The following is a 16,768-nucleotide window of genomic DNA, read 5'->3' on the forward strand; positions in this document are numbered from 1 at the left end:
ACAACAAGTCAGTCAGTAAGCTCATCGTCACCTCATTCATTCAATCCACGCAGAGAATAAACTTGGTTTATCGGGAGCCCGCATGCCCCTCCGGCACTAGCGCACCCTTCGCAATGCAACCCATCATGGCATGTGCAATCTATACGTGTAGATGCTTTTTGCAATCGGAATCTTGAGCCCTAGCCAGCCTTATAGATGCAAATGGATCGCAAAAGCACTTGTCAGTCGACTGTTATTCGATTATGCAATTGCGAATTATTAGCAAAAAGGATTGAAATATGCGGAATTGCATTCTACGAACAGCAACGCTTGGTCTTTTGAGTGCAGCTCTCGTCTGGTCTAGCGCAACCGGTGCGCTGGCGGAGAAATTCAAGGCCGTGACGACATTTACCGTTATTGCCGATATTGCGCAGAATGTTGCGGGCGATGCTGCAATCGTTGAATCTATTACGAAGCCAGGCGCGGAGATTCACAATTACCAGCCCACGCCCGGAGACCTGATCAAAGCGCAGGATGCAAAGCTGGTACTCTGGAACGGGCTGGGGCTGGAGCTTTGGTTCGAAAAATTCTTCTCCCGTCTCAACAATGTTCCAAGCGCAATCGTGTCCAACGGCGTGAAGCCCATGGACATCACCGAGGGCCCATATAACGGTAAGCCGAATCCACATGCATGGATGTCCCCGAATGCCGCGCTGATCTATGTCGATAATATTCGGGACGCCTTTGTCAAAAACGATCCTGCCAACGCAGCTACCTACAAATCAAACGCCGAAGCCTACAAGGCAAAGATCAAAGCCGCTATCGACCCGATCCGGGCAGAGATGGAGGCAATCCCAGAGGAAAAGCGCTGGCTGGTTTCGAGTGAGGGCGCATTTTCCTATCTCGCGCGGGACTTCAACCTGAAGGAACTTTATCTCTGGCCAATCAATGCAGACCAACAGGGCACGCCCCAGCAGGTTCGCAAAGTGATTGATGGAGTGCGTATAAACGGCATCTCCGCCGTATTTTCGGAGAGCACCGTATCCCCCGCCCCTGCGAAGCAAGTAGCCCGCGAAACCGGTGCAAAATATGCCGGGGTTCTCTATGTCGATTCACTTTCAGAACCGGATGGTCCCGTGCCGACATATATTGACTTGTTGAAAGTTACCTCGCGCACCATCGCTGATGGCCTTAAGCAATGAATTTTTCCGTAGATATTGAGAAAGTACTTCACTCCGCGCCGGAAAAAGGAATCTATGTAAAAGACGCCACGGTCACTTACCGGAATGGCCATACGGCCCTGCATAATGCGAGCTTTGCTATTCCGACCGGAACAATCACGGCGCTGGTAGGCGTTAATGGCTCAGGAAAATCAACCCTGTTCAAGGCGATCATGGGGTTTGTAAAACTCGCCAAAGGTGAAATATCCATACTCGGAATGCCGGTCGAAGCTGCACTGAAGCGCAATCTGGTGGCCTATGTTCCGCAGAGCGAAGATGTCGACTGGAATTTCCCGGTTCTCGTTGAAGATGTCGTCATGATGGGACGCTACGGCCACATGGGCATGCTGCGCATCCCGCGCCGTCCCGACAAGGAAGCGGTAGAGAATGCGCTTGCCCGTGTGAACATGCTTGAGTTTCGCCATCGGCAAATCGGCGAGCTTTCCGGCGGGCAAAAGAAACGGGTGTTTCTTGCGCGAGCGCTGGCCCAGGATGGACGCGCCATTCTTTTGGACGAACCCTTTACCGGCGTGGACGTCAAGACCGAAGAAGCGATCATCGTTCTTCTTCGCAGCCTTCGGGATGAAGGACGCGTCATGCTGGTCTCGACGCATAATCTCGGCAGCGTTCCCGAATTCTGTGACCGCACTGTATTGTTGAAACACACGGTGCTTGACTACGGTCGGACCGCCGAAGTTTTCACGCAGGCAAATCTCGAAAAGACTTTCGGCGGTGTGTTGCGCCATCTCGTACTGACCGGGAATGAACGTTCCGGACGAGCACCCGTCAGCGTCATAACGGACGATGAGCGCCCGTTCGTTGTTTATGAAAAAGGGGGTTCGGCGCCCCACAACCGGAGCCCGAAACAATGACGCTGCTGCTTGAGCCATTCAGCTATAACTACATGTTGAATGCGATGTGGGTTTCCGCCTTGGTGGGTGGCGTGTGTGCCTTTCTCTCGGCCTATCTCATGCTGAAAGGCTGGTCGCTTATTGGTGACGCCCTTTCCCATTCAATCGTTCCGGGTGTTGCCGGCGCTTACATGCTTGGCCTCCCCTTCTCCATCGGCGCGTTCTTCTCGGGCGGCCTTGCAGCGGCAGCGATGCTTTTCCTCAACCAAAGGACAAAGCTGAAGGAAGACGCCATCATCGGCCTGATCTTCTCCTCGTTCTTCGGGCTCGGGCTTTTCATGATCTCGCTCAAGCCGACGGCAGTCAGCGTTCAAACCATCGTTCTGGGCAATATCCTCGCCATCACCCCGGAGGATACATTGCAGTTGGCGATTATCGGCTTCGTTTCCCTGTCGCTCCTTCTTTTGAAGTGGAAAGACCTGATGGTGGTGTTCTTTGATGAGAGCCATGCGCGTTCGATAGGACTGAGGCCCGTTCTGCTGAAGATCATGTTTTTCACATTGCTGTCGGCATCCACTGTCGCTGCCATGCAAACGGTCGGCGCATTCCTCGTCATCTGTATGGTGGTGACGCCGGGCGCAACCGCTTATCTGCTGACGGACCGGTTTTCGCGACTGCTGTGGATCGCTGTCGCGATTGGCTCTGTCACAAGCTTTGTCGGGGCCTATGTGAGCTATTTTCTGGATGGTGCGACGGGGGGCATAATCGTTGTGCTCCAGACACTGGTTTTTCTCAGCGTATTCCTCCTGGCTCCAAAGCACGGACTGCTGGCAGCACGGCGCAAGGCTTCATTAGCCCTCAGGGAGTTCCCGCAATGATCATTTTTGAAACCCTGGCTGCCCCATTTCAGTTCGAGTTCATGCGCTATGCCTTGGCCATTTCAGTCCTCATCGCGATCCCTACGGCATTGCTGTCGTGCTTTCTGGTTCTCAAGGGCTGGTCATTGATGGGGGATGCGATCAGCCATGCCGTTCTTCCGGGTGTGGTCGTCGCCTACATCATCGGAATACCTTTCGGCTTCGGAGCGTTTGTAGCGGGCATGTCCTGTGCTCTTGCAACGGGTTATCTCACCGAGAACAGCCGTATTAAACAGGATACAGTGATGGGCATCGTATTCTCCGGCATGTTCGGCCTCGGTCTGGTTCTTTATGTTGCGATCCGCTCGACGGTCCATCTGGACCACATTTTGTTTGGCGACATGCTCGGCATAACATTGTCCGATCTGGTCGAAACGGCCGTTATTGCCGCACTCACCGCTGGCATCCTTCTCGTCAAATGGCGGGATTTCCTGCTACACGCATTCGATCCGGCACAAGCCCGCGCAGTCGGTCTGCCGGTCCGCCTGCTGCATTATGGCCTGCTTTGCCTGATCTCGTTGACTATTGTCGGCGTTTTGAAAGCGGTGGGTATCATTCTGGCCATTGCCATGTTGATTGCGCCGGGTGCGATTGCGTTTCTGCTTACACGCAAGTTTAGCACCATGATGTTGCTCGCCGCAGCAATTGCGGTTTTTGCTTCCTTCTTCGGGGTCTATCTGTCGTTCTTCACCGACAGCGCGCCTGCCCCTACAATCGTTCTGCTGATGACAGTGATATTCCTTGCCGCGTTCATTTACGTTTCCCGACAGACTGGCAAAGTCGAAGAGCGGCTAGACGCTGACGGTGAAGTTCGGTTCTAAAGTCTCTACCAGACCTGCTCGTGTCTGACGTGGACAGCATTGCAAAGCTGTCCACGTCATCGGCGTTGCGTCATACAGCTGTTATGAAATCCCGATAAACAGCCACCAAACGGCGTTCCATAACGGAACTCGAGACAGTTTTCCGGCGCAATTTCATTTTTGCGGCTTGTCGAGGTTGCTTAAAGATGCTTCAATCCAATTTGCACGGCTGTGCAGACAATATAAAATCAGCCGGCGATCCTGGGGAGGAGACGCTTATGCCTGCGTTTTTGGAGGTGGCGGACGCGCGCGTTCGCTATGGCAATAATGAAGTTCTCAAAGGCGTAAACCTATCCGTCAAAAAAGGCGAGTTCGTCGCGCTTCTTGGCTCCTCTGGCTGCGGCAAGACAACGTTGTTGCGAGCCATTGCGGGCTTCAACATGCCATCCGGCGGCGCAATCCGGGTGAACGGCAAGGATGTGACCAGACTGCCTCCGGACAAGCGCGGCATGGCACTTGTCTTCCAGTCTTATGCGCTCTGGCCGCACATGACTGTTGCGCAGAATATGGGCTATGGCCTGCGCATACGCGGCGTAGCGACGGAAACCATCAAGCAGAAGGTCGAAGACGTTGCGCGCCTGCTGGGACTGGATGCCTTGCTGGAGCGCAAACCTGCCGCCCTTTCCGGCGGCCAACGCCAGCGTGTCGCCCTCGGGCGCGCACTCGCCATTCAGCCTGACATCCTGCTTCTAGATGAACCGCTGTCCAATCTCGATGCACGCATCCGACTATCGGTTCGCCATGAAATCAGCGCCTTGCAGCGCCGTCTCGGCATCACCGCAGTTCATGTGACACACGACCGCGAAGAAGCCATGGTCATGGCCGACCGTATCGTCATTCTCAACAATGGTGAAATCGCCCAGGCTGGCGCGCCCGAAGAAGTCTACAATCATCCGGCGTCGGATTTCGTCGCAGCATTCATGGGCGCGGAAAACCTGATCGAGGTAGCGATCCAGATCAAGGCTGATCGCATCGAGATCGCCGTCGGCGCCAATAACACGGCCAGCACTATTTCCGCAAGTCGCCGCAATCTGTCCGATGGCTTGGCATCGGCACGTTTCCGCAGCGAAGCAGCACGCCTTACCAAGCCCGGGACTGATCCCGGTTCGCCCGTAGCCGAATTGGTCCTCAATGGCACAGTCGAACAAACCAGTTATCCCGGCGGCCTTTGGAGACATATGATCCGTGTTGGGGATAGGCACATCATGGTCGACGCTCAGGAGAGCCACCAACCTGGGGCAAATGTAGAAATCCGCATACCGGAGCATGCCCTGTTTTTGTTCGACACGTAGTCCGTGGGCTGTAGCTTCGCTGCCCGCGCCTAGTGTTGAATTAAGGAGATCCGAGATCAATGCACTACGGAATCTTTAATAACCCCTGCGATGCACGGCTGTGCATTGAAGCCGCAATCCGCATCGCCGGCCGAAGTGGGAGAATACCCGTTTCAAGCTTGCTTTCATGGGCATGCGCCCCCGCGATTATTACCGTTCCCGATCAACAGCACCACCGGATGCTCCGCATCTGTTTTCAATCATAAGACCGGAAACCCCGGTTTCAGACAGGAGTCCTTTCATGAGAACTATCCTGAACGCGGCAATGGCGATCGGCATCACCGTTGCACCGGCTGCCGCCGACGAACTTACCGTCATCACGGCAGGCGACCAGAACATGGTCGATTACATCAATCAGTATCTTGGACCGTTGTTCGAGAAGGAGAATCCCGGCACGACCGTTCGCGTGGTCGGAACCGGTCCTGGCGATGCCGGCTCGCAGAAGGTTCTCGAACGCTTCGAAGCCCAGTCGAAAGCTGGCGTGGAAAAGTGGGACACTGACGTCGCTGTCGTCCACGAGAAATTCGTCGGGCCGATGGTAACGGCAAAGTTCCTCGAAAATTATCGTGGCAAAATCGACAGCGGCAAGCTGGTGACACGCGACAATGCAAAAATGGCGCTCGGCACCGATGTCGACGGTTATGTCATGCCGATGTTCAACAGCCAAACCGCGCTTGCCTATAATCCCGCGCTCGTCGCCAACCCACCGAAGAGCTATGATGAGCTTGTGGCATGGGCAAAAGAAAATCCGAAGCAGTTCGGTTACAACGGGATAAAGGGCGGAGCGTCCGGCGTTAGTTTTGTCATGGGTTGGATTTATGCTTATGGCGGCGACGCAGAGAAGCTGATGAAGGGTCCTTTCGAAGAAGGCGAAGCAAAGAACTGGGACAAGGCGTTTTCCTCGCTCAAGGACTTTACAAAGAACGCCACCCTTACCCCAGGCAATGCCGGTACACTCGACATGCTGAGCCGAGGCGAAATCGCAATGGGACCGGTCTGGGTAGACATGTTCTATTCGTGGAAGGCCAATGGACAGCTACCGCCGGAAATGAAACTTGTCCTTCCCGCACCCGGAATGCCGGGACAGCCGATGCACTATGTGATCCCGGAAAAGAGTGCGCACAAGGAACTGGCTGAAAAGTTTGTTGCGTTGGCGACAAGCCCGAAGATACAGGCTGAAGGCATCGTCAAGCGCTTCAACTGGTATCCGGGCATCGATGCCGACCACGTCAAGGCAGAGCTGGACGGCGACACCTGGAACAAGCTCTTCACGGATATTTCGCCGGACGACCTTGCGAAATATGGAAAGCCTTTCCCGATCGCGCCCTATAACACCGCGATTCTGGAAGCATATGAACGTCAGGTAGGCAACTAAACCCTACAGCTTCGATTGGAGTGCTCGGTTGGACGTGGTTTCAAGCCGAGCACTCCTATGCTTACCGTCATGAGGTTTCGAATGTCGCATCGACTAACGGGGTTTCTTCTTGTCGCGCCCGCGCTGGCGATCGTGCTGTTGTTGTTCATCGTACCACTTTTTGGGGCGATCACCGGAGCTTTCCATGTTTCCGGTGAATGGGGAACCGGCAACTTCACCAAGGCATTCGAGCTATATTCCAGCGACATCATCTTCACTTTCGTCATCGTCACATTGTCGTCGCTGCTCATCGCGTTGTTCTCTATCGCTATCGGTGGCTATCTGACACTCGGCTCCAATCCGCGGGCAGTTACCGTTCTGCGCTGGCTCTATCGCTGGCCGCTTTTCATCCCCTTCATCGTCGTCGGCCAGATACTTCGCACCTTCCTGGCCAAGAATGGGTTGATGAACAGCCTGCTCATCGAAACCGGTGTCCTCACGCCACTGCAGGCAATGAGCTTTCTGGACTGGCGCGGCATCGTCATCGCATTCGTCTGGAAACAGACACCATTTGTCACGCTGCTGCTGGCGGGCGCCATGGCATCCCTTGATCGCAGCACAATCGAATCCGCTCGCAATCTTGGCGCAGGACGGCTGCGCATTCTCATCGAGATCGTGCTTCCTCAAGTCCGCCAGACATTGCTCGTTGGATTGATATTGAGCTTTGTCACCATGATGTCCGTCTTGTCCGTCCCATTGATGATCAATGCGCAGTCGCCAACGATGATCACGGCGAACATGGCGTTCCGCATCAATGCCTACGGCGATTACGGCGTCGCAAATGCGCTGGGTACGATCTCGCTTCTCATGACCAGCCTCTTCGCCTGGGCTTACCTGCGCCAGACCATGAAGGAGCACGGCCAATGAGCAACATTCTCGACTGGCGCTGGATACCACGCGGCATATTGCTTGGTCTGCTGGCCTTCGCGATTTTCGGACCGCTCGCGAACCTGCTCCTGTGGGCTGTAGCTGAGCGTTGGTATTTCCCGCATACACTGCCGCTTCAATATGGATTTTCATTCTGGGCGAATGTGTTTTCGCCTCGCGGCAATGCGCTCTCATCGCTCGGCACAAGCGTCCTTATTGCAGCGCTTACCGTGATCGTATCGCTCGGCCTCGCCATTCCCGCCGGTTATGCTCTCGCACGATTGAAACTGCCCTTTCGCGGCTTGATCCTGTTGACGCTGCTCATCCCGCAAGCTTTCCCTAACCTGCCCGTTTACGTGAACATTGCGCAGATGTTCTATTCCTTCGGCCTGAATGGAACGATCACCGGTGTGGTTCTGGTGCATGTCACCCACGGGCTGGTCTATGCCGTATGGATCGCCACGGCAGCGTTTTCAGCAATTGATCGCGAGATCGAAGAAGCGGCTCGTTCAATGGGCGCTTCCGCACTCAAGACATTCTTCGACATCACCCTGCCGATAGCCGCGCCCGGCCTGCTTGCAAGCGCGATCTTTGTCTTTCTTGAATCGCTCGACGAGTTCACCGGCACTTACTTCGTCGGCGCTCCGGATATTTCCACCCTGCCCCTGCTGCTTTATACAGCAAGTTCCGGCGGCAATTATCAAATCGCATCGATCAGCGCTCTGATATTGCTGGTGCCGTCAATTGCCTTCATGTTCGTGGTCGAGCGCTTCCTCAGGGCCGATGTCCTTTCAAAAGTAGGGCGATGAAATGCCAGATAAAGAAACACAGCGAGAGCAGGACATCGCGGACAGCCTGCCTCGATTTATCAGCGCGCACGAAGTCGCACTGGAGGCTGGCGTATCGCGCTCCGCCGTGTCCCGCACCTTTACACCAGGCGCCAGTGTCTCGCCTGCGACACGCGAGAAAGTGCTGAAAGCTGCCGAAAAGCTCGGCTATCAGGTCAATGACCTTGCACGCGGCCTTCTGGCCAATCGGAGCCGTATTGTCGGGATGATCGCGGCAGATCCCGACAGTCCGTTTCGCTCCCGCCAGATCGCAGCACTTTCCCGTCGGCTCGCAGCCCGCGGCAGTGTTCCTGTTCTGATTCCGACCGGCCAACACGGAGAGAACCTCTCTGCCGCGCATGAAACACTGCTGCGTTATCGTGCGGAAGCGACGGTGGTTCTTTCTGGCATGCCGTCTTCGTCATTTGTCGAGCTTGCCCAACGAAACGGCCAGACCCTCATTCTCGTCGGGCGAACAGAAGAGGGAGCCGACCACATCCATATCAACAATCGGCTTGCCGCCGAAACGGCTGTCGAAATCTTCGCGGCACGGGGCATGAAAAAACTAGGCCTCATAACGTCGAATGTTGGCAGCCTCAATCTGGTCGAGCGCGAGGAAGCCTTCGTCGCGAAAAGCAAAAGCCTTGGGTTGAGCGTCAGCGTGCAGCGTGGCGAACTGACAGATTATGACGGCGGTTACGGTGCCGCCTCTCTGATGCTGGGCGAAAGAGAGCGCGTCGAAGGCATTTTCTGCGTCAACGATCTCATGGCATTCGGCATGATGGACTGCGCGCGCGATGTCTTCAATCTCTCCATTCCCGACGATGTCTCAGTCATTGGCTTCGATAATGTCGCGGAAGCACGTTGGGGTGCCTATCGACTGACCACATTCGATCAGAACGCAGAACGGCTTTCCGCCGAGATCATCCGGCTGTTGGACGAGCGGCAGACCGCACCGAACGCACCACCTCAGACAATTATGCTCGAATTGCCACTCATCCTCCGCAGCAGCGTGAGGCCCATTAAAAATGACCGCAGCGTTCGGGAGATGCAACAGCAATGACCTTCCATTCCATCTGGTTGCGTCCCGCCCGTGACGATCTCCGATTTCTCGAATCTATCGTGACCGATCTGGCTTCCAGCTTCAATTCACCCATATTCGAGCCGCATGCGACACTCGTGCCCGATATGAAACGTACGGCAGATGAACTGCTGCCCCTGGTGCTCAGCCTTGCAGTCGGTCGCAAACCGCTGGACGTTCTGGTTGACGATGTGGCGGGAACCGAAGCTTATTTCCGGTCCTTCTATGCTGCACTGCAGAAAACACCGACACTGATGAGGCTGAAGCAGGATTCTCTGGATATTTCGGGGGAGAAAGACGTTTCGACCTTTCTTCCGCATGTCTCGCTTGCCTATGGCGTCGCCGACCACGCCTCGCGCGACACAGAGATGGCGCGCATGGCACGCTTGCTTGTCGGCCGCAGCATTCGCTTCGACAGAATGGTGATTATCAGTTCTTCAAGTGAAACGCCCATCGACCAATGGATCGTCAAGCACGAGGTCTATCTCGCGGGATAGAAAAACCCGCCAGGTCTGGCGGGCCTTTGGAACTTTGGGCTCAAAGAGGGCGCGGATACTGTCTGTAGACGGTTTCGATGTCCGCCATTACGTCATCCGAGAGCTTGACCTGGTGAGCTGCGATATCAGTCTTCAGCTGGTCGACAGTTGTCGCACCAATTATCGCCGACGTCATGAACGGGCGCGTCAACGCAAAGGCGATTGCCATCTGGGCGATATCGAGCCCGTGCTTCGTGGCAACATCGATATAGGCGCGGACGGCTGGCTCGGAATGAATATTGTTGCGCCAGAGGCCACCTTCGGAAATGGCTGCGCGTGAACCGGAAGGCAGTTTCCCACCCAGATATTTTCCGGTCAGCACACCGGCGGCCAGCGTCGAATAGGCCAGCAACCCTACGTTTTCGCAGAGCGACAACTCTGCCAAGTCGAAATCGAACTGGCGCTGCAAAAGACTATATTCATTCTGGATCGAGGCGACGCGCGGCAGGCCATGCTGTTCGGCCAGACGAAGCCACTGCATTGTTCCCCAGGCTGTCTCATTGGAAAGACCGATGTGTCTGATCTTTCCGTCGCGAACCATGTCTCCAAGTCCGAGCAGCACGTCGTGCATCTGTTCGGTTTCTGCAGCCCCGTCCGTAGTGGAAGGATCGAAAGTCCAGCTTTGGCCAAAATGATAGTGCGCCCGCATCGGCCAATGGACCTGATAAAGGTCGATATAGTCAGTCTGAAGCCGCTTCAGGCTGTTTTCCACCGCTTCGCGGACACTGTTGCGGCTTGGCTTGGCACCATTTCGAATCCACTTCTGCCTGCCGCCGCCAGCAATCTTGCTTGCCAGCACGATCTTGTCGCGTTTTCCGGATTTCTTAAGCCAGGTACCGATATAGGTCTCTGTCTTGCCATAGCTTTCCGGGCTCATGGGGATGGCATATCCCTCGGCCGTATCAATGAAGTTGATACCGGCATCGAGAGCGATGTCGAGCTGCTCATGAGCATCGGACTCGGTATTCTGCACGCCCCAGGTCATGGTGCCGAGGCAAATTTCAGTTACAGTAAGGCCGGTACGGCCTAAAGGCTTCATTTTCACGAGATTTTCCGGATCGATTGTTCGCGACTGCGCGATATGAGAGTGGAGCCAATTGATAGCCCCGCTCGACCGCGGCTGACAAGCCTGTCACGAAATTTTTAAATCAGCCTACAGAAAACGCTCGGCCGAATAGGGCTTTGGATCGACAAATGGCTCTTCTCCGACAAGCATCTCTGCAAGCAAGCGCCCCGTCGCTGGCCCCAGCGTAAGCCCGTGATGAGCGTGGCCGAAATTGAACCATAGCCCTTTATGCTTCGGCGCGGCCCCGATGACCGGGCGCATGTCCGGCAGGCAAGGACGCAATCCAAGCCAGGGCGTGGTTTCGACAGCTTCTCCCAATTGCGGCACAAGCTGGCGCGCAATCTTCTCGTCTTTTCTGAGTTGAATATAATTTGCGGGCGCATCGGGTGAAGCGAACTCTATGCCCGTCGATAGCCGCACCCCCTGCACCATAGGCGCAAGAACATAGCCTGCTTCTTCGTCGACAACGGTATGGCCGAGCCGCGAACCGTCCTTCATGGTGAAGTGAAGATGATGACCCCGCTTGATGCCAAGCGGGATTGGATAGCCGAATTTCCTGAAGACGAGACCGGACTGCGGACCGAGCGCCACGACCACGTCACGCGCGCGCGCAATGCCGTTCTCAGTCGTAACCTGCCAACCGCCCGCCTCCGCTGTCAGGGTTGCAGCATCGCCATGAACGAAAACCCCACCGTTTCTGATAAACAGATCGGCATAGGCTTTGACCAGTCCTCCCGGGTTAACGACGGTCTTCGGATCGAGCCAATGAATGCCGCCAGCCACATCGCCCAGCGACTTTTCTCGTTCCCTCAATGCTGCTGCATCCAGAATGTCATAGGACAGTTTGAAACGCTGCAGATCGGGCAAACGGCGCACCGCTGCGTCGAATGCCGAAGATGACCGGAAAACTTCGATCCACCCCTGTGACCGGATCAATTTTTCACTGCCGGACCGGGCCACCAGATTGTCATGCTCCCGGACGCTGGCCTCAATCAAGGGCAACATGGCATCCGTCGCAATCTTCAACCGTTCCGGCGACGATTCCCTCCAGTATCGAAAAAGCCAACGAGCCATTTTCGGTATGTAGAAGGGGTTATAGCGAACGTCCGAACGGCGGTTCATGCCGTAACGAACAAGCGTCCAGAAGCCTTGCGGGAAGGAATAGGGTATGACGCTTGAACGCTCGATCAGACCGGCATTGCCGAAACTGGTGCCATTGCCGGGGTCGTTTTTGTCGACCAGGCACACCGAACGGCCCCGCGCCTGCAGATGCAGTGCCGTGGATACACCAACAATACCCGCCCCCAGAACGATGACATCTTGTTGCTGAATCGGCATTTACGCATCCATAAAACAAAGAAATAAACGCGCCGATTTCAGCCGGCGCGTTGTTGCTTACAGCAAAGAGCTGCCTTTATTACAAGCAATCAGTAGATGTCGAAGTCGAAATATTTCTTCACGATCGTGGCATAGGTACCATCGTCGCGAATTTTCTTGATTGCTGCGTTGAATTGTTCGCGCAGGTCGTCATCGCCCTGACGCAACGCTATCCCGGTATCGGTCTGCGTATTGGGAATATCACCAATAAGCTTGCAGCAATCCGCGCCGTCACCCTTGATCCAGTCGGAGATCGGGAACTTGTCGGAAACGACTGCATCAAGGCGTCCGCTTTTCAGGTCTGCGTTGGCTTCATCGGCAGTCGGATAAAGCTTCACGTCGGCACCGGCCTTGCCGTAGACATCTTCGGCATAGTTACCCTGCGTGGTCGACCCCTGAGCACCAATCGTCTTTCCCTTGAAGGCCTCCGCATCCAGGGATGTGATGGGGCTGTCCTTCGGCACGGCAACGGAAAGCGGCGTGGAGTAATACTTGTCGGTGAAGGCGACTTCTTTTTTGCGCTCTTCCGTGATGCTCATCGAGGCGACGACCGCATCGAACTTGTTCGACTTCAGTCCGGGTATCATCCCGTCCCAGTCGTTGGCGACGATGGTGCACTTGGCGTCCATCGCCTTGCACAGGGCCTCAGCAATTTCGACATCCAGACCCTGAAGCGAACCATCCGCAGCGACAAAGTTGAAAGGTGGATAGGCACCTTCCGTCGCGATGCGGATTTCCTTCCATTCCTTGGCCTGCGCTGGCAAGGCAGCGATTACAGATGCAACGCCTGCAAACAGGATGGCTTTCAGCATGGTCGTTCCCCTTATTCCTTTGTTATAATTATATTATCGGAGCATTAACAGTTCAGCGCAACGCCCCACCTTATATGCGTCTTTCAACTGAAGCACCGGACGCTCCCCACATCAAGCCATGTTTGGAGAGCGCCCGATGAAATTTTGGCATCAATAGATGTCGAAATCGAAATACTTCTTGCGGATCGTTTCGTAGGTGCCGTCTTCACGAATCTTCTTGATCGCCGCGTTGAACTGCTCGCGCAGATCATCATCACCCTTGCGAAGGGCAACCGCGATCTTCGTTTCAGAACCGGGAATATCACCAAGGAACTTGCAGCAATCTGCGCCCTGCTTCTTCAGCCAGTCGGCGGCGAGAAACTTGTCGGCGGCGATGGCATCAAGACGGCCGCTTTCAAGATCGGCATTGGCTTCGTCGGCGGTCGGGTAGAGCTTCACGTCCGCGCCTGCCTTGCTGTAGACGTCGTCGGCATAGTTGCCCTGCGTGGTGCCAGCCTGCGCGCCTACCGTCTTTCCGTCGAATGCCGACGGATCAAGCGAGGTGATGTCCGTGTCCTTCGGCACGACAACCGCAAGCGGTGTCGTGTAGTAGCGGTCCGTGAAGGCCACCTGCTTTTCACGCTCTTCGGTGATAGCCATCGAAGCAATGACGGCGTCGAACTTGTTGGCCTGCAAACCGGGGATCATGCCGTCCCAGTCATTGGCGACGATCGTGCATTTCGCTTCCATCGCTTCGCAAAGCGCATTGGCGATATCGAGATCGAAACCTTCAAGCTTGCCGTCGGGAGACATGTAGTTGAACGGAGGATATGCGCCTTCGCTGGCGATACGGATTTCTTTCCATTCCTTCGCCTGAACGGGCAAAGCGAGAACGACTGAGGCCAGGCCGGCCAGCACAATTGATTTCAACATGGCTTTCCTACTTCTTCAAAGCACGTCCCGAACTGTAGTGGTTTCGGGGTGCACAGACACACATCAAGCGGACAGACATATTTCATCCACCAGTTTGGATCGGGCAATGCGCTTAAATCCGATCCTATTCAATTGCGACTTTGGTAGGGCGGAGACGGCCGCCACCAAAACGCAAACAGGGCCTGCTGCGCACAAGCGCAACAGGCCCCGCAGTCATGCGGCAGGAGATATCAGGCGACCATGCGTGCGCAATGGTCTTCCTGTGCATAGGCCTTGCCAAAGCGGTTCGCGAGGAACGCTCCGAGCGCGATGTCTTCCTGGCGGATAAAGCCCTGCTGTGGAAGATCGCCCTTGGCGAGCATATCGAGCACGGCGCAAATCGCCGAAGCCGTCGTAATCTGAATGCCCGAGCGCACGATCTTGCCGACCGGAGCGGCATAGACCTTGTTCGCGTAGGTTTCCTGAACCAGACGACCATTCTTGGTGCCCGACACAGTCACGAAAATCACCACAACGTCCTGAAGAGTGGTCGGCAGGGCATTTTCGAAGATGTCCTTGAGCACTTCACGGCGATGACGCAGGCCGAGATCGTTGAGAAGCGCCTTCATCAACGCAACGTGACCCGGATAGCGGATCGTGCGGTAGTTGAGCGTGCGCACCTTGCCTTCCAGCGTTTCGCAAAGCGTGCCCAGACCGCCCGAGGTGTTGAAGGCTTCGTAGGTGACGCCATCAAGCGAGAACTCTTCGCGCTCTTCGAGAGCAGGAACTTCGGTCAGTTCGCCGTTCACGATAGCTTCGCATGGCTCGATATATTCGTTGATGACGCCGTCCGTGCTCCAGGTCAGGTTATAGTTCAGAGCATTCGAAGGGTACTGCGGCAGAGCGCCAACGCGCATACGAACGCTGTCCAGCGTGTCAAAACGCTTCGCCAGATCATAGGCAACGATGGAGATGAAGCCGGGAGCAAGGCCACACTGCGGAATGAAAGCCGTCTTCGCTTCCTTCGCTAGTTCCTTGACGCGACGCGTGCTGGCCACATCTTCGGTCAGGTCGAGATAATGCACGCCTGCCTTGGCCGCAGCTTCGGCGATACGGGTCGTCAGGTGGAACGGAGCGGCGCTGAGTACGGCGAACTTGCCGGCCAAGGCAGCTTCGAGGGCCTTGGCGTCTTCAATGTCGAGCGCCTGCGTCTTGACTTCGGCACCCGATTCCAGTGCATCGAGCTGCGCTTGAGAGCGGTCGACAACGGTAACAGCATACTCGCCTGTGGAAGCGAGAAGATCGGCAATGGTAGCGCCGATTTTGCCTGCACCTACAACAACGATCTCTTTCATGTAAATTCCCCTTGGAATGCAATTCGGATATGCAAGAATCGCATAGTTCTATGCAAAAAGAAGTATGCAAACTGACGATATGACGTTGTTTGTTTATGCATACTGACGTATTTTATATGCATTATGACGACAGAAGCAGATCTAATCCTCATCGCCCTCCTCCGTGAAAATGCCCGTGCTTCGACGGCCGACCTAGCGAGGCGGCTCGGAGTCTCTCGAACCACGGTTCAAAGCCGTATCGAGAAGCTCGAAAAGCGCGGTGTCATCGAGGGTTACACGGTCCGAATCGCGCCGGAGTTCGAGCGTGATCTGGTGCGCGCCCATGTATTAGTGACTGCCTTGCCGAAGCTAGCGCCAAAGGTCGAAACTGCATTGCGCGGCATGATGGCTGTCCGTTCACTTCATTCTGTGAGCGGACATTTTGATATGATCGTTGTTGTGGAGGCCCCTTCCATACAGGAGCTTGACGCCGTTCTGGATCGCATAGGCGCGCTGGAAGGCGTCGAGCGCACGATGTCGTCCATCATCCTCTCGACGCGAATTGATCGTTAAGACACAAGAACGATATCGCAGCAGTCAAATTCATTGGCAGCCTCAAGTGGAGACTATTCCACTCGAGCGCTTTCGGCGAAAGAGCATCGCCGCAAGCCCAAGAAGCACGGTGCCTGCAATAAACAGAAAGGCTGCGGCAGCGATCGCCGGGCTGATGTTCTCACGAATTGTCGAGAACATCTGGCGCGCGAGGGTACGCTGATTTGGTCCCGCGACGAACAGCGTCAGAACAACCTCGTCCAGCGAGGTGGCGAATGCCAGCACAGCACCCGAAGCGATACCCGGCATGGCAAGCGGAAGCGTGATTTTTCGAAATACTGTGAGAGGCGACGCGCCAAGGCTCTCGGCTGCCAGCTCGATACGCCGGTCGATACCGCCAAGAGCACCCGTAACGCTTACCAGAACAAAGGGGATCGAAATCACGGTGTGCGCGACAATCACGCCAAGATACGAATTTGCTATGCCCAATCGCACGAAGAGCAGTTGCATGCCCACACCCAGCACTACTGCGGGAACGACCATTGGCAATAGGAACAGAGTTTTAATGGGGCCGGAAAGAAAAATTATCCTGCTGCGCAAGCCAAGCGCGGCCATCGTCCCCAACACGGTTGCCAAAATCATAGTCCCAGAACCGATGATCAGGCTGTTGACGATCGCGCGGCGCCAGACATCCGCTGTCGCGAGTTCCTCAAACCAGCGCCCTGACCAGCCCGGCACCGGATAGGTCAGAAACACGCTAGAGGTAAATGCCAGTGGAAGGATGGCGAACAGCGGCGCGATCAGAAAGATCACGGCAGCCGCACCGAACACGATTTTCGCGAAGCGCCCCATC

Annotated in this window: 17 protein-coding genes; 11 read left to right on the forward strand and 6 right to left on the reverse strand. The window is 55.5% G+C overall.

The window, feature by feature from the left end:
* Nucleotides 1–278 precede the first annotated feature (278 nt).
* From ABWW28_RS09725 to ABWW28_RS09770, 10 genes are all read left to right on the forward strand, one after another.
* Nucleotides 279–1,181, forward strand: a complete 903-nt coding sequence (locus tag ABWW28_RS09725; RefSeq protein ID WP_176587699.1) for a metal ABC transporter substrate-binding protein — start codon at nt 279–281, stop codon at nt 1,179–1,181.
* Nucleotides 1,178–2,071, forward strand: a complete 894-nt coding sequence (locus ABWW28_RS09730) for a manganese/iron ABC transporter ATP-binding protein (protein ID WP_176587698.1) — start codon at nt 1,178–1,180, stop codon at nt 2,069–2,071. The genes ABWW28_RS09725 and ABWW28_RS09730 overlap by 4 nt, the downstream gene beginning before the upstream one ends.
* Nucleotides 2,068–2,928 carry a metal ABC transporter permease gene (locus ABWW28_RS09735; RefSeq protein WP_176587697.1) on the forward strand — a complete coding sequence of 287 codons (861 nt, stop codon included), beginning with the start codon at nt 2,068–2,070 and terminating at the stop codon, nt 2,926–2,928. The genes ABWW28_RS09730 and ABWW28_RS09735 overlap by 4 nt, the downstream gene beginning before the upstream one ends.
* Complete coding sequence (locus tag ABWW28_RS09740) at nt 2,925–3,788, forward strand: metal ABC transporter permease (protein WP_210268855.1); 864 nt, start codon at nt 2,925–2,927, stop codon at nt 3,786–3,788. The genes ABWW28_RS09735 and ABWW28_RS09740 overlap by 4 nt, the downstream gene beginning before the upstream one ends.
* A gap of 257 nt (nt 3,789–4,045) precedes the next feature.
* On the forward strand, nt 4,046–5,119 hold the full coding sequence (locus ABWW28_RS09745; protein ID WP_176587696.1) for an ABC transporter ATP-binding protein: 1,074 nt from the start codon (nt 4,046–4,048) through the stop codon (nt 5,117–5,119).
* A gap of 280 nt (nt 5,120–5,399) precedes the next feature.
* The gene (locus tag ABWW28_RS09750; RefSeq protein WP_176587695.1) at nt 5,400–6,533 is read left to right on the forward strand and encodes an ABC transporter substrate-binding protein; all 1,134 of its coding nucleotides are present in this window, start codon (nt 5,400–5,402) and stop codon (nt 6,531–6,533) included.
* Between the two features lie 81 nt (nt 6,534–6,614).
* The gene (locus ABWW28_RS09755) at nt 6,615–7,439 is read left to right on the forward strand and encodes an ABC transporter permease (protein ID WP_176587694.1); all 825 of its coding nucleotides are present in this window, start codon (nt 6,615–6,617) and stop codon (nt 7,437–7,439) included.
* The gene (locus tag ABWW28_RS09760; RefSeq protein WP_075041882.1) at nt 7,436–8,248 is read left to right on the forward strand and encodes an ABC transporter permease; all 813 of its coding nucleotides are present in this window, start codon (nt 7,436–7,438) and stop codon (nt 8,246–8,248) included. Before ABWW28_RS09755 ends, ABWW28_RS09760 begins: the two co-directional genes overlap by 4 nt.
* Before the next feature lies 1 nt (nt 8,249).
* Nucleotides 8,250–9,329: a LacI family DNA-binding transcriptional regulator gene (locus tag ABWW28_RS09765; RefSeq protein ID WP_176587693.1), complete on the forward strand. Its 1,080-nt coding sequence runs from the start codon at nt 8,250–8,252 to the stop codon at nt 9,327–9,329.
* Complete coding sequence (locus ABWW28_RS09770) at nt 9,326–9,844, forward strand: haloacid dehalogenase (RefSeq protein ID WP_176587692.1); 519 nt, start codon at nt 9,326–9,328, stop codon at nt 9,842–9,844. The genes ABWW28_RS09765 and ABWW28_RS09770 overlap by 4 nt, the downstream gene beginning before the upstream one ends.
* 40 nt (nt 9,845–9,884) lie before the next feature.
* On the opposite strand, the gene ABWW28_RS09775 is transcribed toward ABWW28_RS09770, so the two are convergent.
* The 5 genes from ABWW28_RS09775 to ABWW28_RS09795 all read right to left on the reverse strand — a co-directional run bounded on the left by ABWW28_RS09775 (nt 9,885) and on the right by ABWW28_RS09795 (nt 15,384).
* Entirely contained in the window at nt 9,885–10,922 is a 1,038-nt protein-coding gene (locus ABWW28_RS09775) for an aldo/keto reductase (RefSeq protein ID WP_176587691.1), read from the reverse strand.
* Between the two features lie 114 nt (nt 10,923–11,036).
* Nucleotides 11,037–12,287, reverse strand: coding sequence for an NAD(P)/FAD-dependent oxidoreductase (locus ABWW28_RS09780; RefSeq protein ID WP_176587690.1), 1,251 nt, complete (start codon nt 12,285–12,287; stop codon nt 11,037–11,039).
* An 89-nt stretch (nt 12,288–12,376) separates the two neighbouring features.
* The gene (locus ABWW28_RS09785; RefSeq protein ID WP_151657414.1) at nt 12,377–13,138 is read right to left on the reverse strand and encodes an ABC transporter substrate-binding protein; all 762 of its coding nucleotides are present in this window, start codon (nt 13,136–13,138) and stop codon (nt 12,377–12,379) included.
* Nucleotides 13,139–13,288: 150 nt separating this feature from the next.
* Entirely contained in the window at nt 13,289–14,050 is a 762-nt protein-coding gene (locus tag ABWW28_RS09790) for an ABC transporter substrate-binding protein (RefSeq protein ID WP_151658979.1), read from the reverse strand.
* A gap of 230 nt (nt 14,051–14,280) precedes the next feature.
* Nucleotides 14,281–15,384 carry a saccharopine dehydrogenase family protein gene (locus ABWW28_RS09795; RefSeq protein ID WP_176587689.1) on the reverse strand — a complete coding sequence of 368 codons (1,104 nt, stop codon included), beginning with the start codon at nt 15,382–15,384 and terminating at the stop codon, nt 14,281–14,283.
* Between the two features lie 123 nt (nt 15,385–15,507).
* Here ABWW28_RS09795 and ABWW28_RS09800 point away from each other — a divergent pair, with 123 nt between their 5' ends.
* Nucleotides 15,508–15,936 carry an Lrp/AsnC family transcriptional regulator gene (locus ABWW28_RS09800; protein ID WP_021587257.1) on the forward strand — a complete coding sequence of 143 codons (429 nt, stop codon included), beginning with the start codon at nt 15,508–15,510 and terminating at the stop codon, nt 15,934–15,936.
* A 42-nt stretch (nt 15,937–15,978) separates the two neighbouring features.
* On the opposite strand, the gene ABWW28_RS09805 is transcribed toward ABWW28_RS09800, so the two are convergent.
* Complete coding sequence (locus tag ABWW28_RS09805) at nt 15,979–16,767, reverse strand: ABC transporter permease (protein ID WP_151661019.1); 789 nt, start codon at nt 16,765–16,767, stop codon at nt 15,979–15,981.
* Nucleotide 16,768 lies beyond the last annotated feature (1 nt).

Source organism: Brucella sp. NBRC 14130, assembly GCF_040371715.1.
GTDB lineage: Bacteria > Pseudomonadota > Alphaproteobacteria > Rhizobiales > Rhizobiaceae > Brucella > Brucella intermedia.

Coding starts and splice junctions, on each gene's coding strand:
- ABWW28_RS09750 (WP_176587695.1), top strand. CDS start 5,400: ATGAGAACTATCCTGAACGCGGCAATGGCGATCGGCATCACCGTTGCA.
- ABWW28_RS09725 (WP_176587699.1), top strand. CDS start 279: ATGCGGAATTGCATTCTACGAACAGCAACGCTTGGTCTTTTGAGTGCA.
- ABWW28_RS09760 (WP_075041882.1), top strand. CDS start 7,436: ATGAGCAACATTCTCGACTGGCGCTGGATACCACGCGGCATATTGCTT.
- ABWW28_RS09785 (WP_151657414.1), bottom strand. CDS start 13,138: ATGCTGAAAGCCATCCTGTTTGCAGGCGTTGCATCTGTAATCGCTGCC.
- ABWW28_RS09735 (WP_176587697.1), top strand. CDS start 2,068: ATGACGCTGCTGCTTGAGCCATTCAGCTATAACTACATGTTGAATGCG.
- ABWW28_RS09780 (WP_176587690.1), bottom strand. CDS start 12,287: ATGCCGATTCAGCAACAAGATGTCATCGTTCTGGGGGCGGGTATTGTT.
- ABWW28_RS09795 (WP_176587689.1), bottom strand. CDS start 15,384: ATGAAAGAGATCGTTGTTGTAGGTGCAGGCAAAATCGGCGCTACCATT.
- ABWW28_RS09730 (WP_176587698.1), top strand. CDS start 1,178: ATGAATTTTTCCGTAGATATTGAGAAAGTACTTCACTCCGCGCCGGAA.
- ABWW28_RS09745 (WP_176587696.1), top strand. CDS start 4,046: ATGCCTGCGTTTTTGGAGGTGGCGGACGCGCGCGTTCGCTATGGCAAT.
- ABWW28_RS09765 (WP_176587693.1), top strand. CDS start 8,250: ATGCCAGATAAAGAAACACAGCGAGAGCAGGACATCGCGGACAGCCTG.
- ABWW28_RS09770 (WP_176587692.1), top strand. CDS start 9,326: ATGACCTTCCATTCCATCTGGTTGCGTCCCGCCCGTGACGATCTCCGA.
- ABWW28_RS09790 (WP_151658979.1), bottom strand. CDS start 14,050: ATGTTGAAATCAATTGTGCTGGCCGGCCTGGCCTCAGTCGTTCTCGCT.
- ABWW28_RS09800 (WP_021587257.1), top strand. CDS start 15,508: ATGACGACAGAAGCAGATCTAATCCTCATCGCCCTCCTCCGTGAAAAT.
- ABWW28_RS09805 (WP_151661019.1), bottom strand. CDS start 16,767: ATGGGGCGCTTCGCGAAAATCGTGTTCGGTGCGGCTGCCGTGATCTTT.
- ABWW28_RS09775 (WP_176587691.1), bottom strand. CDS start 10,922: ATGAAGCCTTTAGGCCGTACCGGCCTTACTGTAACTGAAATTTGCCTC.
- ABWW28_RS09755 (WP_176587694.1), top strand. CDS start 6,615: ATGTCGCATCGACTAACGGGGTTTCTTCTTGTCGCGCCCGCGCTGGCG.
- ABWW28_RS09740 (WP_210268855.1), top strand. CDS start 2,925: ATGATCATTTTTGAAACCCTGGCTGCCCCATTTCAGTTCGAGTTCATG.